The organism is Saccharopolyspora pogona, assembly GCF_014697215.1.
GTDB lineage: Bacteria > Actinomycetota > Actinomycetes > Mycobacteriales > Pseudonocardiaceae > Saccharopolyspora > Saccharopolyspora hattusasensis.
This window is the reverse complement of record NZ_CP031142.1, coordinates 3,363,109-3,384,557: the sequence shown is the minus strand read 5'-3', so window position 1 is coordinate 3,384,557 and position 21,449 is coordinate 3,363,109. Positions and strand designations below refer to the sequence as shown.

The following is a 21,449-nucleotide window of genomic DNA, read 5'->3' as shown; positions in this document are numbered from 1 at the left end:
CCCAGGAAGGAAGTGGCACGTGTCCAAATCGCCACCCCAGGCCCAAGACCAGGATCCGGGCTCCGGGACCACCCGCCCCCCGGCGCTGCGCAGGCTGGGGAGGTACATCGCACGCCGGCCGCGCGTTATCGCGCTGGTCGGTGTCGTGCTGTTCATCATTTCGCTGGTGATCGGCTCCGGTGCGATGAACCGGCTCCTGCTGAGCCGGTTCGAAAGCCCCGGCTCGCAGTCGCTGCAGGTCGCAGAGCAGCTGCAGCAGCAGTTCGACACGGGCAAACCGCAGTTCATGCTGCTGGTCACCGCCAAGCAGGGAACCGTGGACGATCCGCAACTAGCCGCGGCGGGCCGCGCGCTGGAGCAGGAGCTGGCCAACCACGTCGGGGTGCTCGACGTCTCGTCGTACTGGTCCCGGGGCGGTTCGCCCGCGCTGCGCAGCAACGACTCCCGCCAGGCGCTGATCATCGGCCGCTTGGAAGGCGATGTGACGCAGGCGCGCACCGAGCTGGGCCGCAGCATCTCGCCGGACTTCACCCGCGAGGACGCACAGGTCAGGGTGCAGGTCGGCGGAGCCGATGAGGTCTTCCGGCAGGCCGCCCAGCAGGCCAGGACCGACTTCTTCCGCGGTGAGCTGATCGCGCTGCCGATGGCGCTGATCCTGCTGTTCGCCATCTACCGCCGGTTCCGGGTCGCCGCGCTGACCCTCGGGATGGGTTTCTTCGCAGTGGTGGCGACGCTGGCGCTGCTGCGCGGGGTCACCTACGTCACCGAGGTCTCCACGTTCGCGGCGAACCTGACCCTCGTGATGGGGCTGGGCCTGGGAATCGACTACAGCCTGTTCATCATCAACCGGTACCGGGAGTCGCTGCGCGCGGGCCGTACCGTCCAGCAGTCGGTCGAGGACGCGGTGGCCACGGCGGGCAAGACGGTGGCCTTCAGCGGTGTGACGGTCGCCGTCTCGCTGGCGTGCCTGATGTTGTTCCCGTTCCCCTTCCTGCGTTCGTTCGCCTACTCCGGTGTCGGCGTGGTGGCGACGTCGGTGTTCGCCGCACTGGTGATCCTGCCCGCGGTGCTGGCGTTGCTGGGCCGCGCCGCCGACCGCCGCAAGCCCCCGCGCAACACCTCGGGCGGCGCCTGGCACACCATGGCGGTGCGCATGATGAAGCGCCCGCTGGTCTACGGCGTGCCCGCACTCGTCGTGGTGCTCGCACTCGGTTCGCCGGTGCTGGGCCTGCAGTTCGGCCTGCCCGACGACCGGATCTTGCCGCCGGAGACCTCCAGCCGGGTCACCCAGCAGTCCATCCGGGACAACTTCGGTCAGGAGGAGATGGATGCGATCCAGCTGCTGACCGACGACCTGCCGGGGACGGTGGCCAGCAGCGCCGAGATCGAGCGCTACGCCACCGCACTGTCCAATGTGCCCGGTGTCGCGCAGGTGGATGCGCTCACCGGTTCCTACCGGCAGGGGCAGCAGATCCTGGAGCCCAACGAGAGCTCGCAGCGCTTCGCTGACAAACAGAGCACCTGGTTCTCCGCAGTGCCCACCAACGAGGTGCTGGCCGGTGGTGACGTCGCCACGCTGGTCTCGCAGCTGCGCTCGGCGATGTCCGGGGTCGACGTCGGTGTTGGCGGTTACCCGTCCGAGCTCAACGACTTCCGGACCGCGCTGGTCGAGCGGCTGCCGGTCGTACTGGTGCTCATCTTCGTCGTCACGTTCATCATCCTGTTTCTGATGACCGGCAGCGTGCTGCTGCCGGCGAAGGCCACCGTGCTCAACGTGCTGAGCATGTCGGTGATGTTCGGCGCGCTGGTCTGGGTGTTCCAGGACGGCAACCTAGCCGGACTGCTGGACTTCACCCCGACCGGACAGGTCGAGCCGACCTTCCCGATCCTGATGTTCTGCATCGCGTACGGGCTATCCATGGACTACGAGGTGTTCATGATGTCCCGGATCAAGGAGGAGCACGACCGCACCGGCGACAACGTGCAGGCCGTGGCGGTGGGCATCGAGCGCAGCGGACCGCTGATCACCGCTGCCGCGGTGATCCTGGCGCTCGCCTTCGCCAGCTACGGCGTCTCCGGCGTGATGTACCTGAAGATGCTGGGCATCGGCATGGCACTGGTGATCCTGGTCGACGCCACGCTGATCCGGGCGGTGCTGGTCCCGGTGTTCATGCGCCTGGCGGGCAACGCGAACTGGTGGGCGCCCGCGCCGCTGCGCAAGCTGCACGAGCGGTTCGGCATCACCGAGCAGGAGACGTCGCGGTCCGAGCCGCGCGTCCCATCCGGCGCCGCGCACTGAGCCGGCGCGGGGAACCTCAGCCGCTGCTCCCCGTCCCTTTCGGCTGAGACCCCGGAAGGGCAGGCGGACCCGCGGGTCCGCCTCCCCTTCCGTCATATGATCGGGCGGCTGCCCCGCCCGGACACATCGGATTTCACCGCCAGTGCGGCACAAGCGGTCCGGCGCGTCGAAGGCCAGACCAATGAGCTCGGTCATACTTCAGGAATGCACCCACAGCCCAGGGCGTCTATCGCCATTTCGGCGATCTTCCCACGGGAATGCGGGCGGCCATGCGAGCTCTCGCACGGACGGGCGTCCGTGGGGTCGTGAGTGGTGCTCCGGTTCTTACCGGAACAGTCATTCACGACGGTTGTCCGTGGGGTCGTGATTGGTGCTGCCGGTTCTTACCGGTGTCATGTCTCGGTAGATGTGTCAATCCCCGGACACGCCTAACCCACGGAAGAAGGAGACGAGCCCGAAAAGGGGAACCGTCCTGCCACCTGCGGCAGGACGGTTCCCTTCTTGCTCTCGAAGCTCAGCAGCCCATGCCGAAGCCGCCGCTGACCGGGATCGCCGCCCCGGTGATGAAGGAGGCGGCGTCGCTGGCGAGGAACTCCACCACCCCGGCCACCTCGTCGGGACTGCCCGTACGACGCATCGCCGTCATCCGCAGGACCTCTTCGCGCCTGGATGCGGTGAGCTCAGCAGTCATTTCGGTCTCGATCAGACCCGGTGCGACCAGGTTCGCGGTGATGCCGCGCGAGCCGAGCTCCCAGGCCAGCGAGCGGGTGAGCCCGGTCAACCCGGATTTGGATGCGCTGTAGTTGATCTGCCCGGGCGCTCCGGTGAACCCGACGATCGAGGAGACGAAGATGATCCGGCCCCATCGCGCGCTGAACATCTTGCGCGCGGCTCGCCGCGCGACCCGGAACGAACCGGTCAGGTTGGTCTCCAGCACATCGGAGAAGTCATCGTCGCTGAGCCGGGGCAACAGCTTGTCACGGGTGATCCCGGCGTTGGCCACCAGCACCTCGACCGGCCCGTGTTCTTCTTCGATCCGCCGAAACAGTTGCTCGACGTCGTCGGGGGAGGTGATGTCCGCGCGCACGGCGAGGAAATCCCCCGGTGGCGGCTCGGATCGGTAGGTGATCGCCACCCGGTGTCCGGCTTTTGCGAAGGACTGGGCGATTTCCCGGCCGATGCCCCGGTTCCCGCCGGTGACCAGTACTGATCTAGTCATGATCCCATCCTTTGCCGGTCCAGTTCGGCAGCTGCGTCGTCGCTGCTGGTGAAGTGCACTGCCTGCCAGCCGGTTTCGCGCGCACCCGCGCAGTTCTTGGCCATGTCGTCGACGAGCACGCACTCGCCGACCGGGAAACCGCAGCGCTCAACGGCGAGCCCGAAAATAGCGGCTTCCGGTTTGCGGCTGCCCACCTCGTAGGACAGCACGACGGAGTCGAATAGCTCCGGCGACACCATGCGCCGCCACTGCTCGTCCCAGCTCGGCGGCATGTTCGACAGCAACCCGACGAACACCCCCTGCTCGCGGAGCTTCCGCAGCGTGCCGACCCAGGAGGAGTTCGCCGGGCGGCCGGCGAACCAGCGCTCCCCGAGCCGCGAGAGATCCACCTCGGCTCCGGTGTCCTCGCGAACCTCGGCCGTCACCTGCCGAGCCCAGTCGGCTTCGGTGGTCAGCGGAGTGTCCAGCGGTGCCATCACATCGTCCACGCCGTAGCGGGCAGCGACCTTCTGCATGGCTGCCCGCAGCACTGCGGGGGGAGCGCCGACCTGTGCCGCGAACCCCGCGAAGCTCTCGTTGACCGGTGGAGTCAGCACCCCGCCGAAGTCGGTCCACACCGCCCGGAACGTCATGCAGCCACCTCGCTGGACGTGCCGACCTGGTCGAACCCGACGGTGGTGGTGGCGATCACGGTGCCGTCCTGCACGAAGTGCACGTCGAGTTCGTTGCTGTGCTCTCCGACGATCCTCAGGTCGACAGGGGAGTCCAGTTCCGCGAAGCGGATGAACTCGGCGCTGAACGACGTGCACCGCACCCGGGTCGCTGCCGCGCCGGTGCCGTCGTCGAGCGCCAGCAGCGAGAGCTGGCGTGCCGCTTCGAACAGGCTCATCGCCGGGTAGTGGTCGTATTCGTGGTCGAACAGGCTGCGGTTGCGCGGGTTGACGCCCAGTTGCGCCGACGTGGAATGGTGGTCCCTGCGGGCGTTGGTCAGCACCACGTTCTCGGGCAGTTTGCGCCCGAAGAGGTGCGGGCTGAGCGGCACCCCAGCCGGGGTCGCGGGCAGCTCGGACGATGTCGGCGGTTCGCTGGTGCGCTGCCGGGTCCGCAGGGTCCGGAAGGTTGTCTTGGCGACCGCGGTGGCTTCGATGCGCGCGGTCCCGATCGATCGCCCGGACAACGTAAGCTCAGCGTCCATTCCCATGTTTCGGGGTATTCCGGCGCGCATCTGGACGTCGGTGAACACGCCGCTCATCCGCAATTCACCGGGCCGGGTGCCGATGACCAGTCCGTCCAGGTTGGTGATTTGGATGCTCGCCGTCTTGACCAGCATCGTGGAGTTCATCGGCAGGCCGAGCAGTTCATGGGCGCCATAGGTGCCGCCCTGGCGGCAGCACTCCAGCAGCAGCAGCGGATCGAACAGCTCCGGTCGAGCCGCGTGATCGGTGTAGTAGGCGTGGTAGATGGGTAGCTGCGCATCTACCAGGAACTCGCGTCGGCCAGCCGCATTGAATCCCGTGATGAACACCTCGGACAGCGCCCACCGATGTACCATTTCTCGGGCGACAGTGTGGCTGAAGGCGCCCGCAGACGGTGCTAATTCACCGGCATCCTTGCTCATCTTTTACCTCCTGGAAATGCCGTCACCAGCGGCCGATGCTCGGTGCCGCAATGTTCGCCGGACAAAGTGCAATGTGGAGATTTTGGGACGTTTTCACCGCAAATTCGGCCCTGCTTCGGGGAGCAATTGCACGTTTCTGCGGTTGCCTTGTTGACCGCATCGATTCTTGAATTCGCGCCAAGTTTTGTGAAAATGTTTTGCATATGCCGTTTTACTGTGCCCTCGGTGATGCGCAGGGCGCTTGCGATTTGCCGGTTGCTCAACGCCTGTGCGACGAGGTTCACGATCTCCCGCTCCCGCGCGGACAGCTTGTGGTGGCAGTGCATGCGGATGCGGATCAATTCGATCTGCTCGGTGGTCACCTGGCCAGGCGGCGGAGCGATCCGGATCTCGTCCAGTAGCGCGAGCAGTTCCTCGAGCGTGGTTTGCGCGTCCCCGAAGGAGGTGACGCCCACGGTCCGCAGTTCGCCCAGCAGCTCCGTGTCTCTCAGTGGAAGCAGTGCCAGGATCCGGGTCTGCGGCGAAGTCAACCGGATCCGCGCGATGTTGGCCATCAGGTAGTTGACCGAAGTCGTCGAGCAGACCAGGGCCGCATCCGGCGGCCGCAGGTCGGCCGCGCCGTCGAACGCGGAGATTGCGCTCGGGTCTTCCACCACTTCCAGGTTGCCGAAAGGCTGCAATGCACGTGCCACCGATTGGTGCAACAGCACGTTGTCGATGCATAAGAGTAATCGGGTGCTAAGAACGAACCCTGGATCTCTCATAAGCGCCCCCCAGGCATGAGTGTTTGTGGTACGGTTGAAAGTGTGATCACGTGCAGTCGTTTACCAAAGGTCGGGGCCGCGACAACGCGACGACTTTAGCTCAATGCGAGCGATCGCTCGCAAGTTTGTGATTCACATCATGGAACTGCCTGGGTTCTTGACTAAAGCTTCGGAGTTGTTCAGCTCTGCCCGACCGGCCGATGTCACCTAAGTAGTATTCCGGACTGGATTTCCGGCCGTAAGAATGGCCTCTCGGGGAACCGCTGGGGTTTCCTGGACGCATCTTCGTGGTGCGCGCGGGCCGCTATGGGGACGTCAATGTCGCCGTCCTATGCGTCAATCGGAGCGCTCCATACGGCGAAATAGAGTAATCGAAGAGTTGTGCGGGAGGCTGTGCGTGAGCATTGAGTCGGGCGGCACGTTGGTAGTCGGAGCCGGGCCCACCGGGCTCACCGTCGCCACCGAGCTCATCCGCCGAGACCGTCCGGTACGCATCATCGACCGAGGAGAACGCCCGCACCCGCATTCGCGGGCGATCGTGCTCTGGCCGCGGGGCCTGGAAGCACTGCGCCGTTGCGGTGCCGCCGAAGAGATCGTCGAACGCGCGCTGCCGTTGAAGGCCGGGAACTACTACACCGGCGGGCGCCGGGTGGCCCGACTGGAGTTCTCCGGCGGGCTGGCCGGAACCCGCTACCAGGACCCGTTATCGTTGCCACAGCGAGACACCGAAGAGGTGCTGCGCCGCAACTTCGAGCAACTCGGCGGCAAGATCGAGTACGGCGTGTCCATGAGGTCGCTGCGCCAGGAGGCGGAGAAGGTCCACGTCGGGCTTGGGACCACTTCCGGTACGCCCGATGAGGAATTCTCCTGGGTTGTGGGCTGCGATGGTGCGCACAGCGGCACCCGGGAACAACTCGGGGTGGAATTCGAAGGCCAGGCGTACCAGGAGACGTTCGCGCTTTCCGACGGTGAATGCGAAACCCCGCTGGCGCACAACGAGGCGCATTACTTCATGAGCCCCCACGGCGTGCTCGTCGTGGTGGGGCTGCCCGGCGGCCTGTACCGGGTGTTCGTGAGCCTGCGACCGGGAACCGATCAGTCCGATCTAAACGGTCTGGTGCAGGAAGCAGCGCAGCAGCGCTGTCCGGTTCCGCTGCGCCTGGTCGGCGAGCAGCAGACCGGTAGCTTCCAGGTCAACCGCCGCGTCGCAAAGCGATTCCACGAAGGCCGGGTGATGCTCGCCGGCGATGCTGCGCACGTGCACAGCCCGGCCGGTGGTCAGGGTATGAACACCGGCATCGAGGACGCCCAGTCCCTCGGCTGGCGCTTGGCGTCCGCCGATCCCGGCGCGGCGGGACTGGCCGGAGTGCGAGCATGGGCGGCCGAGCGTCGCCACGTCGCACAGCAGGTCGTCGCCGACACCGACCGGCAAACGCAGATGTGGACGCTCAAGGGCTGGCGCCGCCGAGTCCGCGACGGGGCCCTGGGGATCGCCGCCCGAACCGGCCTGCTCAACCGCGTTCTGCCACCGCGTCTGGCCCAGCTCGCGCTGGCCTATCCGAGCAGCGGAACCGGTGTCGGCATGCTCAAACCCGGCGTGCGGCTGCCGGACGAAAAGCTGGGCGACAAGTGGTTGCACGACATGCTGAACGGCAACGTCCTGGTCCTGGGCTTCGCGGTCGATCGGCGGGAAACCGGCAACCTGCCCGTGGTGCGTGCTGCCGCGGATGCGCTCGCCCAGCAGTGGGCCGCGGAACTGGGATCCGAGGCCGATGTCGTGATCGTCCACAGCGGCGCACCGGATATGCCCGGCGACCTGCTCGACGAAACCGGGCAGGTGCACCGCCGGTTCGGCATCACCGGGCCTGCGCTGGTAGTGGTCCGCCCGGACGCGGTCGTGGCGCACGCCGAACGGTTGACCGACGACATCGGACGTTGACGCAGACATCACTGACGACCAATCCCGGGGGCGAAATGCGCGGCAACGAAAACGTTCTGGACGGAACCGACGACGTTCTGGACGAACTCAAGAAGTTGGTCACCGAGCTCACCGATCTACCAGCCGGGGCGCTGACGTCGGCCGCGTCGCTGGCGACGGACCTCGGCCTCGACGATCTGGCGGTCGCGCAGATCCTCGTCGAGGCCGAGCTCCGGTTCGGTGTCCAGATCCCGGATCGCGTCGTGCGCCCGGGGTTGCAGGAACTCGCTGACTACATCCGAGCCGAGGCGCGGAAGGAAAACACATGAACCTGAGACTGGGCTTGCAACTGACGAGCTTCAGCTACCCCGGCACCCCGCCAGCGAGCCTCTTTGAGCGGGTTGTGGAAACCGCCCGAACCGCCGAACAGGCGGGTTTTGACCTGTTCGCGGTGATGGACCACCTGATGCAACTGCCCGTGCAGGGGGCCCCGGACGAACCGATGATGGAGCCTTACACGCTGCTGGGCGGGGTTGCGGCGCGTACTGCGCGGATCCAGCTGAGCACCCTGGTCACCGGCGTGACCTACCACAACCCAGCGCGGCTGGCCAAGACCGTTACAGCGCTGGACATCGTCTCCGGTGGGCGGGCGTTGCTCGGCATCGGCGCCGCCTGGTATGACGAGGAGCACCGCCGCTACGGGTACTCATTTCCGAGCGTGCGGGAACGGTTCGCCTGGCTCGACGAGGCGCTGCAGATCTGCCGATCGATGTTCGAGGGCAAGTCGACGTCGTTCAGCGGCGAGCACTTCTCGGTGGCCGACGCGTTGAACGAACCGCAACCGGTGCACGTGCCGCCGATCCTCATCGGCGGGGCCGGCGAGCAACGAACGATCCCCTTGGCTGCCAAGCACGCCGACGTCCTCAACCTGAACTGCGGTTTCCCCGACGTGCCACGGAAGCTCGAGGTTCTGCGGGAGAAGTGCGCGGAGCTCGGCCGCGACTACGACGCGATCAACAAGAACGTGCTGGCGGTGGTGTTCCTCGGGCGGACGAACGAGGAAGCGGTGGCCAAGCGCGACGCCGTGCTGGTCCGGCAGCGGTCCGGTCCCGCCGCCACGGGTGCCGGGCTCCCTGCGGCGCTGGGGAGCCGGATGATCGTTGGCGACGCGGACACGGTGGGTGAGAAGATCAGCGGTCTGATCGACCTCGGCCTCGACGGGGTGATCGTCAACCTGGCGGGCGACAGCCACAATCCGGAGCGGTTGGCCCATGCAGGCGAGGTGCTGCGCGCGGCGCTGCCTTAGGAGTGGTTTCAGGATGGGCTTGCGTGGCGGTGCGGGTAGCGGCCCCCCTGCGGGAATTACAGACGCCGTCTGGGCTCCGGGATCCCCGACTCACGTATGACCAATACGCCACATCGCGGCTGTCCTCGCCAAATCGCTCGGGGCTCGGGGTGTCCCCGCGAAGCAATGTTGACAAGCTGCGGCGGTGCAAGCTGAGTCCCACACCGAATGCGGCTTGCGTCGCATTCCGAAGCGATTTCTCAGGCCCCGATCAGCGGTGTCAAATAGTCGTGGCAGATCCGCTTGAGCTCGCCGATCACGGCGGCGCGTTCCGCGCCCTTGGTGCCGATGATCAACGGCAGCACGCCCCGGAACACCCCGACCAGCACCCGCGCGCTGCGCACCCGCTGGTCCTTGGGCAGTTCCGGGGCGCGTGCGGCGAAGATCGCGCTCAGCCGCTCGATCACCGCCTCGCGGACGTGCAGCGGCTTGGTCGCCACCTGCTCGTCAGGGGCGTTGAACAGGGCCTGGAACCCGGGGTTGGACAGGTTGAAATCGATCACCGGGTCGACCATCGCGTCGATCAGCTCGGTCAGCGGCAGATCGGCGTGCTCGACAGCGAGGGCCTTGCGTTGCGTCTGCTGCAACTGCCGCAGGTACCGCTCGGACAGCGCACGGGCGATCTCCACCTTGTTCGGGAAGAACTGGTAGAGCGTGCCGGGGGAGGACGCGGCGCGCGCGGCGATCGCGTTGGTCGTCGCGGCGGCGTAGCCGACCTCGCCGAACACCTCGGCGGCGGCGTCGAGGAGCAGCTCGATCCGTCGTTCACCCCGTGCCTGCCTCCGGCGCTGCGGCGGCTGATCCGCCATGACCGTCACCTCCCGCGCATCCACCTGGTGGTAATGAAGCGAACCTTCACTCGTGTTCTCCGCCGACACTAACGCGTCGCACCACACTTCGGGATCGTCGGAGAAGGACCGGCACCCCGCTGTCTTCCGGGCGCCGGAAAAGTTCCTGGAACTTGGGCCAGTGCCGGCGCCGCGATACCTCGTCGGCCGGTGGTGAGTACCAGTGGCGACGGCGAACAGCGGTGGCGGCGAACCGTGTTCGAGGAGATCGGTCGTGTCAGTGGGCAGCAATGGGAATGCTCGCTCGAGTAGTCCGGCGGCGCGGTCGACCGTCAGCACGCAGGCATCGATCAGCCGTCGCAGCAACGACAGCGCCGTCAGCGTGAACCTGTCGCCGACCGACGGGTCTTCGCTCTTCGAGGTGCCCGACTACGACGCCGAGTAGGCGGTAGACGCGCTGGCGCGCCGACGAGGCCGGCCGCGCCTGGTCGGCCCGGATCCCTGGTGCAGGACGGGGTCGCCGATGCTTTTGCCGAAGTCCTCACCGAGCGGCTCGCCTCCTTCCGGTTGGGCAGCGGCCTGGCGCCGGGAAACCCTGCTCGGTCCCGTCATCGACGACCAGGCAGTCTCCCGGCTTACCGGCCGGGCGTCGTGGCGGCCCGCGTCCTGATGATCGGCGGCGGCGCCGTCGGTACCCAGGCCGCGCTCCTCGCGCTCGGCAGGTAGGCCGAGGTGACCATTGTGGACACCTTTGCCTGCCGCATCCGCGAACTCAACGTCCTCTTCGGCGGACGCGCCCGGGTCAAGGTGTTCGGCACTGCTGCGTCTCCAACATGCCTGGTGGTGTTCCGCAGACCGCCACGCGTGCCCTGACCAACGCGACGCCGCGACGAACGACTGGGGATGGCGGATCCCATTCCTGGTCGCCGCGTCGTTCTGCGCCGCCGCCCCTCCCAATGCCGAGCGACCCGCTCCAGGCTGTGCCGGCGGCGATCGTGCAACGGGTCGATCGCTTACTCCGAGGTGGATGCGCAGACCTGCGCTCGCACCAGCCGTCCGTTGACGTCGAGGTTGGCTTGCGCCACCGGGCGCGAGGAGGCCGCCGGACCGATGTCGTGACACCCACACCCGGGCGTAGAGCACGGGCTCGTGTGCGAAGCGGAAGACGGAACGGACTCGTGCTCGGCGTATTCGGCGCTCTCGACGATCGGTTCATCGCTGACTTGAACGTCGACCGGAACATCCGGCGCCGCTCGTGGTCGAGCCACCATTGCGATCCTCCAATTCACCAGTCGTACGTGGAACGATCAACGCACCTACGACTCCGCAGAATGCGGCTTCCAAGCGCGCACCACGATGCCGGGCGAGCAGTTCAGTGCGCCGCGAATCGGATTCGTTTTTCGTGACCTTGTCCGGGAAACCTGTTGCGTTTCTTGTCCGGGTGAATGGGTGCTGAAACGCTCCACTCGAGAGGGTGGGATCGCCAGATGCCTATTTCACGAGAAGACGAATCCTGCCGATGACCGGGTGGCGAAATTCGGTGATCTGCAGACCGGAGGAAGATCGAATGCGAACGTCCCATCGTCTCGTGGTGGCACTGGCGGCATGGGTGATGCTGGCGGTCGGTGCCGGAGGCACCACCGCACAGGCGTTGCCGATACCGGGGGCGACTCCCGCCGCCGACTCCCGCTCAGACGGCGCGCCGCCGGCGCCCCCACTGACGCCCGGACAAACGGCCCCATCGTCCGAGCATGCGGCACCTCCGCGTCCAGCGGGACCGCCGCCGGCGATCTGCCCGGCGAACGGGATCCCGGGGTCACGAACCGAGCTTCCGGACCGCCCGCTGCAGCGCTACTACTTGGACGATCCTCGGCTCGGTCCGGAGTTCCTGCCCCAGACCGGCGCTGTCGGCGAACTGCTTCGCGACTACCTCCGGCTGGACTCGTTTTCGGCGACGGCGTTCATCGCCTGTTTCTGGGACCCGTCCGCCAACATGAACATGGGCGGATGGCGCTTCCCGCCGAACGACGGTTTCGCCGACGGTCGCACGCTGTTCGACATGGTTCCCGGGCAGGTCATCGACCGGTTCGGCAGCAACAACGGGCGGTTCTTCTCGCCGTTCGGCGTGCCGTTCGCGCAGCGGGCACTTCCCCCAGCAGCCTCGACACCCTCGAGCCGCGGTACCCATTCGACTACCACGTCTTCAAGGTGTTGAAGCCATTCACCGTCGAGGCAGGAACCCCGGCCCCGTGGTTCGGACAACCCGGCGGCGGCTTTCAGTACCGCTCCCCGAACATGAACGCCAGCCAGCTCATCGCCGGCAGTTTCGTACAGCCCCTCAACTGACTTGACAATTCCAGAGAACGGACCGTGCAGAATTTAGTCGACCCGGCAACTCGCATTGTCCCTCCCCGCTGATTTCTGCGGGGAGGGACAATTTTCGGGGCTGTGACGGAGTAGGTCCGGCGCCGATCACCGCTCTTTACCCGCGTGCCGCGAAGACCGACGCACGCGACACCTCCGCCATCGCCGATGCCGAGCAGTGGGGCCCCACCTATCCGCAATGCCACGTAGCTTAAGTTGATCATGCTGCGCGGGGTTGGAGTTTGTAGAGGTGGATGGTGGCCGGTGCGGGGTGGCGGGTGCTGGCGGGCTCGTCGGGTTTTTTGATGCGGTAGTTGTTGTGGCGGGCGCGTTTGACCGCGCGGGGGCAGGTGCGGTGCCGTCGGACGGGGTTGGGCTTGCGGGCGATTTCGGCCAGGATCTCGGGTAGGGCGGTGTTCCAGTCCTCAGGGGGGGAAAGCCGCCGTACCGGTGGCGGTACGGCGGATGAGGTGCAGTGTGCGGGTGAAACTGATTCGGTCTGGGTCGATGTCGGCGGCCTCGGCGGCGCGGGCGATGAGCACGGACAGGGCGTAGTGCACGGTCAGCCAGGCCCAGATTTCCTGGCGGACCAGGTCCGGCAGTCGCGAGCGCAGGATGCGTCCGGGTCCGCGGAGGTGGGTCTTGAGCTGGTCGTTGGCGGTTTCCTCTTCCCAGCGGTCGTGGTAAGCGGCGGCCAGTTCATCAGCCCGTGCATGGGCGGGATCGAGGATCGTGGACAGCAGCACGATCAACTCCCCGGTGCCGTTACCGTCCCGGTCGGGCACGTCATATTCGACCACCCTGACCAGGTGGGCCTCGTCGGGGTCCACCTCGATCCCGGCACGGGCAGCGGCGATGATGCGCTCCCGGTGGGCGCCCCGGATTGCCGGGTTGATCAGGACCGAGGCGTAGGTCCCGTCGGACAGGACCGCCAGGACAGGCAGGCGCAGTTGTGTCGGAGCCCGCCACAACAGCGCCGCTCCGGTGCGCACCGCGGCGGTCCAGGCGTCGAAGGAGTAGAAATTGCGGTCCGCGGTGAACAACTCGTCCGGGTGCAGCCGCGGGTAGAGCCGGGCGGCCAGCGTCGCCTCCCCCTGCGACCACGCCCCGACTTCCGCGACCACAAACGCGTGCGTACCACACTCGGCCAGGGCCACCACCCGCGCTTTCGGGAACGCCGACCGGTTCTCGCCGGACCCGGCGTAGCCGAAGGCCGCCGCGTTGTCCTCGCTGTCCGGCAGATCCACATCGAACCCATCGATCGCCAGCAACCGCCAGTGCCGCAGCCACGCTCCCCGAGTGTCCGCTGTGGCCACCGGCTGCGCCACGCCCTCGAAAACATCGGCCAGCACCGCCGAACCCAACCGCTTACGCGCCTGGGTGATCCCACTGGATGTCGGCGCCTGCCACGACGCGTCCCAGCAGCCGAACCGCGACAACGACCCGGTCACCTTCATGGCGACCTCCTCATAGTCATCGTCGGGAAACAAGCACAATCCCATCGTCAGATACGCCACCACATGCGGCGGCAACGTCCCACCGGAACGCTTCGCACCGACACCACGCGCAGCCACCGCCAGGTCAATCACATCCCGCGGCACCGCCGAAACCAGCACACCCAACGACACCTGATCCGGCGCCACCGTCACATCTGAGGTCACGGATCATGATCAGACCACTACCACCACCCACGATCACGCCGCCACACCGCGATATCCCCAGAAACCCAGCTCAACACCGTGATCAAAATAAGCTACGCGGCATTGCACCTATCCGCGCTCGTGGCGGCGGGCCCGGTCGTACTGCTCGCGGGCCTCCCGCTGGATCTCTTCCCGGCGTGCCATCAAGTCCTCGATGATCTGCGCCGAGTCCGGCGGTGGCGCGGGCGCTCTCTGCGCGAGGTGACGGTAGAGGTACCAGCACGCTTCGTCCTCAGAAGCAAACCGCGCAGCCGTTTCCTCAACACCTCGTTCCCAGAGGGTGACCAGGTAGGCGCCGGGCTCCTCACGCAAGACGTAGTAGGCGTCCGCACGCGGTCCCCCGGACGCGGGTCCACCCGGAATCAAGTACTCGCCGTCAGGCACACCAGCGGCGCGCAGCGCTTCGACGAGTTCAATCCGGTCCATCCCGCCCTCCATACGCAGCGGAACAAGTGCAAGTTGCGCGGGTACCGCGTATCGAGGATACCGAGATTGCTCGGCAACAGGGACTGCTCGGCGGAGGGCGAGCCGAACGGGGAAGAGGAACAGCCAGCACCGGCGATGTCGTCGTCGAAACCGCACGCCCTGGGCCGCCATGGAGCTCGGCCGAACCAGCCGGTCATCGACACTTCGTACCTGTTCCGATGGGTATCCCGAGACCCGACGGAGCGGGAACACACGGGACACCGTGGGCTCGGTTGTTCAGGCTAATCAGCTAGCCCCGGCAGCTGGATTGCAGTAAGGAGTGTGTAAATCCCCCTCAAACACGCACCCAGCCCCAGTCCAACTCGTTGACCTGTGGTTTCTTATCGGGAGGCCTCCGGTGCCGGCCGGCCGTCGCCCGGCTGGCCTGTTGGTTTGTCGAGTGCGGTTCAACTTCCTTTCTGGCAAGCTCGGTGGCCAGCGACCTGCGGTGCGGACCGCTGGTCGCTGGCGGTCTTCGCGAGCCGGTCGAGCCGCGCCCTCAAAGATCATCCAGCAAGATTGTCCAGAGAGTTGGTGCGCAACTCGACCAGGCATGTCATCCACAATTGATCAGTGCTCAGTAGAGCTGCTGGCGACCGCTGCCTTGCGCCCGTATCGCGAGTAGTGCTCCGGTCGAATCCATATGGACAAGGCCACCCCAGTCCTTGATAGCGACGGCCTTCCGTCGCTTCCACGTCGCCAATGCGGCGGGCAGCTCCGCCTCGTGGTCGTCGAGTTCCTGATTTGCGAGGCGACTGTGCATGTGCTTGAAGAGTCCGGAGAACACCTCCACCCGCTGCCCGCTCAGCCGGAAAACATGGTCGGTACCCACGAAAGACAGCCCGCCCAGGGTGATTCCGGTGTCGAACTGCATGCCCGAGCTGGCGTGGGAGTGGCCCGACCCGAGTCTGTACTGCTGCCGTTTAGTCAAGAGGCTGCGGGCGGCATCGCGGTCGCCAGCGAAGGTAAGCAGGCCCGCTGCGGTCGTTCGGGCGAGAACGCGGGAGAACCATTCCCAACGTTCGACCGGGAGGGCGAACCCCGGGCGGGAGGTCTGTCGACCATCAGAGTTGGTGAAAGGGATGAGTGGGACAAGGTTGAGCTCCTCGATCGGGCCGGTCAGGTCCGGTGTGGGTTTACTGGGCACAGTGAGTACTCCGTCGCCGGTCGGGTCAAGAAGACGTATTTCGATGCCGCCCTTGGCGGCTACCGCAGTCGCCAGCATCAGGCTGGGCGGTGGCGCGCCACCGGCATCGACATCGCCGAGCACGACCGTCTCCATGTGTGCCGCCGATTTTGCCAACTGCTCGTACTGGGCTTCGACTCTGCCGTGGGAACCTTTGCAATCGACGGAGGCGATCCGGAACGGTGCTCCCAGCTTTCTCCCAACAAGGAAGTAGTTCGGCCGCAATCTTGTATGCTCATACGCGGTGCTTCCGGAACCCCGCAAGGTCCATCCGGCTTCAAGGGCGAGATCCGCATCGACGATGTCGAACCGGTAATCCGGATGGCGTTGGCACATAATGCGTTGTGCGGTGGCGAGCCCGAACGCGATCCCGAGATCTTGGGCTTGCACGGCCTTGCGATGGAATTTCGGGTCTTTGCCATCGGCGGCCAGTTCCATACGTTGTTGGTGATTGGATTGCAGCGCGGTGACGTATCGAAGGCAGTTCCAGTGTTGGGCGAGCGCTCTGGATGAACCGTGTCCGGCCAAGGCGGTGGCACGTGCGAGTGTGTGCAGCAGCTCCCACGGGGAGAGGGACATGCCCCGCAGTTGTCTCGTCTCCGGAACCGGAGCGAGGTTGAACTTTTGCTCGTGCGGCGGTTTTCCCGCTTTGGCTCTTTTGGCGTCGATCTTCATGGCTGCGCGTCGCGTTTTCCCTGCAAGATGAGGTGTTGACTGGAACGTGACCGTGGCCGATTCCTCGAGCTGCTTTAACACGGTGGAGATTTCCACCCCGGCCCTCCCGCGTGTCTCCTGGAGCATTGACCGTTCCAACTCACCACCAACGGAAGCGCTTGTCTGCCCGCCTGTCGGTGGATCTTTCAACGTCACTCGATCGTCGGCATCTTGTCGCTACCGAGTATGTGCACGTGATGGATACGCCGCCGGGCACGTCGGAACCCTCACATATCCGTCCAACGTGTGAGGCCTTTCACGCGCTGCCGCAAGGGCTGCCGGCGTGATGGCTCACCTTCCCCATGAACAAGCGTGGTTCGTCAGTACGAGATCCACGACGCGGAGAATCTCTCGGCCCGTTGCGAAACCGCAGCTGCGTGTGCACGCCCACTGGCTGAGCGGGTGCGATTCCCGCGATGAGCTGTTCCTTGGAAGACCGCCGGAAGCTGTGTCTGCTACCTGGGTGTGACCAACGCGTTCGCGATGCTGCGTCATGGGCGTTCCTGGCGGCGCTACTGCCGAGTTGACGCTCCAGCACCGTGATCTGATGGCGCAAGGCGAGGATCTCGACGTCCTTGTCCCGGTCACTCATCGACAGCCGGTTGCCACCCAACATCCTGCGCAGGTTGCGGTTGCTAGTGCCGCCTGGCACAGGAGAACCCCACCTGGGGATACCGCCGACTCCACGGAGAATTGCTCGTCCTGGGCGTGAAAATTGCCGGCTCGACCGTCTGGGAGATCTCGCAGGAAGCCGGGATAGACCCGGCACCTGAATGGAACTCCAGCATTTGGGCGGACTTCCTGCGCTCCCAGGCCGATGCCCTGCTGGCTTGCGACTTCTTCGAAACCGTCACCCTGTCCGGGGCAAGGCTGTACGTGCTCGCCGTCATCGAACACACAACCCGGCGAATCCGTATCCTTGGCGCCACCGCTCACCCGACCGCCTCGTGGGTCGCCCAAGCAGCGAAAAACCTCGCCATGGACCTTGAAGACACAGGCCGCCGAGCGCGGTTCCTGATCTGGGACCGAGACGGGAAATTCCCTGCCCTCTCCGACGCCATCCTTGCCGACGTGGACATCGATATCGTGCTCAGCGGCGTTGACACTCAACAAGATCGGGAGGTCTCCCAACATCCCCCTCGCCAGCTCCCATCGTCAACGACCGACGCCGGAGCCAAATGCTGGGCGTTCCCCTGCGTCCAGCTATCTCGCTAGCGACCAGGGCAGCGGTTAGGCAGTGACCCAGGCGAAGATGGCGAGGAACAGCAGGTAGCAGGCTACGACGGCGGCCGTGCCCGCCAGGTTCGTCACCGCCATGCGGACCGGCCCTGGCACCAGCCAGAACGCGAAGAGCCTGTTCACCAGGGGCATCAGCAGCCAGGTCAGGATGCTGACGCTCAACACGTTGCCGATGAACAGGGACAGGTACCCCGGTAGCCCTGCCGTGTCCAGTTGGTGACCGACTGTCAGGTTCAGGACCATGACGGTGGGATAGAGGGCCAGCAACACGGTCATGGCCTGCTTCCAGTTGGGTGGGATCCCTTCCTCCCCCTCGCCGTCGAAGCGGAACCAACTGCCGAATGCCGATCTGATCTTTCGCACGTCATAGGCGGCGAAGTAGTCCTTTCCTTCCTCCAGAAGTTTCGCCCGCGTCTCGGAGTCCAACCATTCCTCCAGATGCTCACGACTGTCGTACCGGAACACCGCGACCCATTTTGCCTGAACTCTTGGTATGGGCTCGAAAAGTTCGAGTCCCATGAATCCCGGAGACTTCTCCTGGACCTTGCGGACCTTGTTCTGCCAGTGCCTGAACTCGCGTTCGCGACCCGGCCTGACGTCGTGTGAGACGACCGCGGTCACGACATCCCGGGTCGGCGGCTCTCCGGCGAGAACCTCCTGCGTGGTCGGCCCTTCGAACAGGCCCTCGCCCTCGGCGAGGAGTTCCTGTCGTTCCGTCGAGTTCAACCAGGTGGTCAACTGGTCGATCGTCGAAAAGCGAAAGACGACCGACCAAGCGTTCTGCTCACCTGACGTCGGTGGATACTGCTCCGCTGCCTCGAACCCGCTGAAGCCGCTGGCTGCCTGGTCCACCCTTTGTTGCCATCGCTGGTAGTCGTCCTCGCGGCCTTCACGGACCGTCAACGATATCAGGACGGTCGCGCCGCGACTCCCGGATTCCTGGTTTGGCCCCCACTCCATACCGGGTAACCATAACTAGCTCCGGCTGGTCGGACAACTCGACTAAGAAGCGCTGAGCGCGATTTGATCGGAGGTTCTGGGGATGGAACACAAGGAACTCATTGCCGAAGCCGTCCGGTTGGCGACCGAATCCGTTGAGAACGGGTGGGGCGGCCCGTTCGGCGCGGTAATCACCCGCGACGGAGAGGTCATTGCACGGGGGCAGAACCGCGTTCTGCTCACCGGCGACCCGACCGCGCATGCGGAGGTGGAGACCATACGGAAGGCCTCGCAGGTACTGAACTCCGAGGCGCCGAGCATTCCGGAAGACCACCAGAACGAATCGACTCTGGAGTTCGTGCCACGGCCGAAGGATTCCGATGACGTGGTGCCCGAGCGGGCCCGCATGCTCATGGGATGCTCCATCTACATCAGCGGTGCACCGTGCCCTATGTGCATGAGCGCGATCTACTGGTCCCGAATCAACGCGGTCTACTACGCCAAGGACCTCAAAGACACCAGAGAGATCGGTTTCGACGACGCCTTCCAGTACGACGACTTCAAGAAACCACTCGACCAGCGGAGAATATCGATTCAACAAATCTACCCCGAGATCGGGGACAGGGCGTACCAGGCGTGGATGAACAAGCCCGATCGGCACCCGTATTAGCGCGGAGCGACGCCGTCAGGATAGGTGTAGAAAAATCCGTTCGGGTCGAAGCGTGCGCGCAGCGCCTGCAACCGCTGCCAGTTCTGTTCGGTGTAGCACCGGCGGGCTCGTTCCGGCTCCGCAGTGAGGTCCGCTTCACCCACGTAGTGGCCGATAGTGACGGGTTCCAGAGCTGTCATCGTTTCGCGCAGCCAAGCACGGTTCACTTCGTCGTCGGCTCGCTCCTGCCACACGGCATAGCAGTCGAGCAGGGTCCGTCCGGCCACGAGAACGCCATGTCCGCCGCCGGGTCGACGCCGCGGGGTTCCGGCGACAAGGTAGCGAGTACGACCGACTCACTCGAGGGAGCGGCCAGGATCGGTTCCCGCAGGCGGCTCACCACGTCACCGAGTTCGGCATTCGACCACGCCGTGTCGGCGGCGTAGCGACGGCCCTCGGGCCAGAACATCGCGGCGGCGTCGAATAGCCCGTCGAAGGTGGCGGGCACGGCGACCTGGGCCTGAAGCGCCCGCCCGGCGGCGGGACAGCAGCCGAGCGGCGCCAGTGCCTCGACTGCGGCGTCCGTCGAGTCCGCGAACGCGGCGGCGGTGACAATGGCGACCTTGCCCAGCTGTTCCGCCGTCACCCCGCGTGGTGCGGCGGCAAGAAGGAAGCTCGGCTCGACCATTGGGGGCAGCCGGTCGCCCAGGTCGGACGCCCAACCCGCAACCTCCTCCGCGTCGGCGAGCGAGTAGACGTAGGTGCTCGTAGTGAGCGCGCGCGGCAAGGGATAGAGGTCCACCAGGTAACTGGTCCGCGCAATATCTCGGTACCCATTACGTCCCCCCACACCCGTGTTCGCGGCAAAGCACGACCCAGACCTGCCGCGGGGAAGCGCCGACACGTTCGTCCCGGTTCCCGGACGCCACGAGCCCGCCAGCGCGAGCGTGGCACAGCAGAAGTGCTTGCGCTCGCCGGTGGGCAGGTCGGAGGCGGCATCAAGCCGCGGTCGAAGTGGCGACCTCCCCGGGAGGGACTTAGCTTGGTTTCAGGACTGCGCTCAGCGGGACACGCGGGACGGCTCATGAACGCCGTCGGACGCGGCCCGGCGAACTCCGCACACAACCTCCTCGTCATTCGGCTCCTCGCGGAGCTCGAAGGCGTGCAGGCCCACACCAGGCTCCGCACTGCGGACCAAGCTGATCACTCCTCGTATCAGTTGCGAAGCTCGTGTGAACTCCGGCGTTAGGCCTGGCGCGAGCGGTCGACGCCGAAGCAATATTGACGCCCGGCCCGTCCCACGCCGAATACGGTCGGCAAGACCGGCGTGGCCATGAGGAGGACTCGATGCCCCGACTGCGCAGGCAAGCTCCAGCGGCAAGCACAGGGCCACAAATTCTTTCTTCCCGCAGTCGGCCCGCGCTGTGACTCGCCGCTCAGTCTCGGTTCGGCCGGGTAATCCCTCGGGTCTCATTTAAATCCCCTGGGAATACGGTTCTCGCAGTCGGCGGGTGTTGAACCGACGAACCTGACCCGGCGCGCAGCAGTCCCGGCATCTATGTGCTGCCCAGCATGGGAAAGCAGCCGAAAAACTGATCCTCAGGAGTCCGTATTGGACGGTCAGACCGCATCATCCGCGTCCGGAAACGGAGACGACAACGCCGGGTACGAGCTCGCTCGCGGCACTTTCATTAGTAAGGCGGGAAAGCCGTGATCGCGTTCACCCTGATTAGGAGGCTTGTCCACTGCCTGCACCAGCGCTCCGGGGCTGTCGCTGTTCGGTGCGATCGTTCGAGCGCTGTTCAGTCAGGGAGTTGCTGGACGCGCAGGCGTTGGCCGGTCATCTGGTGCCCGAGGGCAGCATGTTCGCGGTCGGTGATGGCTTCGATCTTGGCGTTGCAGGCTCTGCATGATTTCTCGGATCGAGAGACCGCCGAGGCGGCGCGGTGTGATCTGCGGTAGAAGGTCGCGACTGGGATGTCGTTGCATCACATGGGGTTCGCCCCCGCGACGTTGGTGTATTGGCGCAAACGGCTGGCGAAGTCCGGGCGGCCGCATCGGATCAACGACGCGGTCAAGCAGGTCATCGAGCAGACTGGGATCCTGCGGGGCCGCCGTAAGCGGGCGGTGGACTCCACGATCCTGGCCGATGCGGTGTCGACTCAGGACACAGTCACCCAGTTGATCTCGGCGATTACCCCGGACACCGCCTCGCGCCAGGGCGGATGAGGTTATCGGCAAG

22 protein-coding genes and 1 pseudogene are annotated in these 21,449 nt (G+C 65.7%); 11 read left to right on the top strand and 12 right to left on the bottom strand.

What is annotated here, in order from left to right:
• The first annotated feature begins 19 nt into the window (after nt 1–19).
• Entirely contained in the window at nt 20–2,299 is a 2,280-nt protein-coding gene (locus tag DL519_RS15515) for an MMPL family transporter (RefSeq protein ID WP_223839048.1), read from the top strand.
• 514 nt (nt 2,300–2,813) lie between these two features.
• Here DL519_RS15515 and fabG read toward each other — a convergent pair.
• From fabG to DL519_RS15495, 4 genes are read right to left on the bottom strand one after another with little or no spacing between them, the layout of a single operon-like run.
• Nucleotides 2,814–3,518, bottom strand: a complete 705-nt coding sequence (gene fabG, locus DL519_RS15510) for a 3-oxoacyl-ACP reductase FabG (RefSeq protein ID WP_190815812.1) — start codon at nt 3,516–3,518, stop codon at nt 2,814–2,816.
• Nucleotides 3,515–4,150 (bottom strand): HAD family hydrolase, encoded by a 636-nt coding sequence (locus tag DL519_RS15505; RefSeq protein ID WP_190815810.1) that lies wholly within the window; start codon nt 4,148–4,150, stop codon nt 3,515–3,517. The genes fabG and DL519_RS15505 overlap by 4 nt, the downstream gene beginning before the upstream one ends.
• Nucleotides 4,147–5,136 (bottom strand): ScbA/BarX family gamma-butyrolactone biosynthesis protein, encoded by a 990-nt coding sequence (locus DL519_RS15500; protein WP_190815809.1) that lies wholly within the window; start codon nt 5,134–5,136, stop codon nt 4,147–4,149. Before DL519_RS15500 ends, DL519_RS15505 begins: the two co-directional genes overlap by 4 nt.
• A complete protein-coding gene (locus tag DL519_RS15495) occupies nt 5,133–5,846 on the bottom strand; it encodes a response regulator transcription factor (RefSeq protein WP_223839046.1) in 714 nt (237 codons plus the stop codon). The genes DL519_RS15500 and DL519_RS15495 overlap by 4 nt, the downstream gene beginning before the upstream one ends.
• 451 nt (nt 5,847–6,297) lie before the next feature.
• Between DL519_RS15495 and DL519_RS15490 the strand changes: the two genes are divergently transcribed.
• The 3 genes from DL519_RS15490 to DL519_RS15480 are packed head-to-tail and all read left to right on the top strand — an operon-like array spanning nt 6,298 to nt 9,124.
• Nucleotides 6,298–7,839, top strand: coding sequence for an FAD-dependent monooxygenase (locus DL519_RS15490; protein ID WP_190815805.1), 1,542 nt, complete (start codon nt 6,298–6,300; stop codon nt 7,837–7,839).
• 35 nt (nt 7,840–7,874) lie between these two features.
• Complete coding sequence (locus DL519_RS15485) at nt 7,875–8,147, top strand: acyl carrier protein (protein WP_190815804.1); 273 nt, start codon at nt 7,875–7,877, stop codon at nt 8,145–8,147.
• Nucleotides 8,144–9,124 (top strand): LLM class F420-dependent oxidoreductase, encoded by a 981-nt coding sequence (locus DL519_RS15480; protein ID WP_190815802.1) that lies wholly within the window; start codon nt 8,144–8,146, stop codon nt 9,122–9,124. Before DL519_RS15485 ends, DL519_RS15480 begins: the two co-directional genes overlap by 4 nt.
• Before the next feature lie 239 nt (nt 9,125–9,363).
• Here the strand turns inward: DL519_RS15480 and DL519_RS15475 are convergent, their stop codons facing one another.
• On the bottom strand, nt 9,364–9,972 hold the full coding sequence (locus DL519_RS15475; protein ID WP_223839044.1) for a TetR family transcriptional regulator: 609 nt from the start codon (nt 9,970–9,972) through the stop codon (nt 9,364–9,366).
• 253 nt (nt 9,973–10,225) lie between these two features.
• On the opposite strand from DL519_RS15475, the gene DL519_RS15470 reads away from it, so the two are divergent.
• The 4 genes and pseudogenes from DL519_RS15470 to DL519_RS48670 all read left to right on the top strand — a co-directional run bounded on the left by DL519_RS15470 (nt 10,226) and on the right by DL519_RS48670 (nt 12,297).
• Nucleotides 10,226–10,396, top strand: coding sequence for a hypothetical protein (locus tag DL519_RS15470; protein ID WP_190815800.1), 171 nt, complete (start codon nt 10,226–10,228; stop codon nt 10,394–10,396).
• A 59-nt stretch (nt 10,397–10,455) separates the two neighbouring features.
• Nucleotides 10,456–10,677, top strand: a complete 222-nt coding sequence (locus DL519_RS15465) for a hypothetical protein (protein ID WP_190815799.1) — start codon at nt 10,456–10,458, stop codon at nt 10,675–10,677.
• Between the two features lie 29 nt (nt 10,678–10,706).
• Nucleotides 10,707–11,357: a hypothetical protein gene (locus tag DL519_RS49985; RefSeq protein ID WP_397545053.1), complete on the top strand. Its 651-nt coding sequence runs from the start codon at nt 10,707–10,709 to the stop codon at nt 11,355–11,357.
• Between the two features lie 113 nt (nt 11,358–11,470).
• A pseudogene (locus DL519_RS48670) lies at nt 11,471–12,297 on the top strand (TNT domain-containing protein).
• A 443-nt stretch (nt 12,298–12,740) separates the two neighbouring features.
• Here the strand turns inward: DL519_RS48670 and DL519_RS15455 are convergent.
• The 3 genes from DL519_RS15455 to DL519_RS15445 form a co-directional block, all read right to left on the bottom strand.
• The gene (locus tag DL519_RS15455; RefSeq protein ID WP_190815795.1) at nt 12,741–13,976 is read right to left on the bottom strand and encodes an IS4 family transposase; all 1,236 of its coding nucleotides are present in this window, start codon (nt 13,974–13,976) and stop codon (nt 12,741–12,743) included.
• 108 nt (nt 13,977–14,084) lie between these two features.
• The gene (locus DL519_RS15450) at nt 14,085–14,441 is read right to left on the bottom strand and encodes a hypothetical protein (protein WP_190815793.1); all 357 of its coding nucleotides are present in this window, start codon (nt 14,439–14,441) and stop codon (nt 14,085–14,087) included.
• Nucleotides 14,442–15,057: 616 nt separating this feature from the next.
• On the bottom strand, nt 15,058–16,437 hold the full coding sequence (locus DL519_RS15445) for a hypothetical protein (RefSeq protein WP_190815791.1): 1,380 nt from the start codon (nt 16,435–16,437) through the stop codon (nt 15,058–15,060).
• Between the two features lie 636 nt (nt 16,438–17,073).
• On the opposite strand from DL519_RS15445, the gene DL519_RS15440 reads away from it, so the two are divergent.
• The gene (locus DL519_RS15440) at nt 17,074–17,595 is read left to right on the top strand and encodes a hypothetical protein (RefSeq protein WP_223839042.1); all 522 of its coding nucleotides are present in this window, start codon (nt 17,074–17,076) and stop codon (nt 17,593–17,595) included.
• A gap of 15 nt (nt 17,596–17,610) precedes the next feature.
• Here the strand turns inward: DL519_RS15440 and DL519_RS15435 are convergent, their stop codons facing one another.
• The gene (locus DL519_RS15435) at nt 17,611–18,522 is read right to left on the bottom strand and encodes an antibiotic biosynthesis monooxygenase (RefSeq protein WP_223839040.1); all 912 of its coding nucleotides are present in this window, start codon (nt 18,520–18,522) and stop codon (nt 17,611–17,613) included.
• 139 nt (nt 18,523–18,661) lie between these two features.
• On the opposite strand from DL519_RS15435, the gene DL519_RS15430 reads away from it, so the two are divergent.
• Complete coding sequence (locus DL519_RS15430; RefSeq protein ID WP_190815788.1) at nt 18,662–19,228, top strand: nucleoside deaminase; 567 nt, start codon at nt 18,662–18,664, stop codon at nt 19,226–19,228.
• On the opposite strand, the gene DL519_RS15425 is transcribed toward DL519_RS15430, so the two are convergent.
• The 3 genes from DL519_RS15425 to DL519_RS15415 all read right to left on the bottom strand — a co-directional run bounded on the left by DL519_RS15425 (nt 19,225) and on the right by DL519_RS15415 (nt 20,405).
• Nucleotides 19,225–19,407 carry a BBE domain-containing protein gene (locus DL519_RS15425; protein WP_190815786.1) on the bottom strand — a complete coding sequence of 61 codons (183 nt, stop codon included), beginning with the start codon at nt 19,405–19,407 and terminating at the stop codon, nt 19,225–19,227. The genes DL519_RS15430 and DL519_RS15425 overlap by 4 nt on opposite strands.
• 23 nt (nt 19,408–19,430) lie before the next feature.
• Nucleotides 19,431–20,009, bottom strand: a complete 579-nt coding sequence (locus DL519_RS15420; protein WP_190815780.1) for a hypothetical protein — start codon at nt 20,007–20,009, stop codon at nt 19,431–19,433.
• Nucleotides 20,010–20,267: 258 nt separating this feature from the next.
• On the bottom strand, nt 20,268–20,405 hold the full coding sequence (locus tag DL519_RS15415; protein ID WP_190815778.1) for a hypothetical protein: 138 nt from the start codon (nt 20,403–20,405) through the stop codon (nt 20,268–20,270).
• Nucleotides 20,406–21,184: 779 nt separating this feature from the next.
• Between DL519_RS15415 and DL519_RS15410 the strand changes: the two genes are divergently transcribed.
• Nucleotides 21,185–21,436 carry a hypothetical protein gene (locus tag DL519_RS15410; RefSeq protein WP_190815776.1) on the top strand — a complete coding sequence of 84 codons (252 nt, stop codon included), beginning with the start codon at nt 21,185–21,187 and terminating at the stop codon, nt 21,434–21,436.
• Nucleotides 21,437–21,449 lie beyond the last annotated feature (13 nt).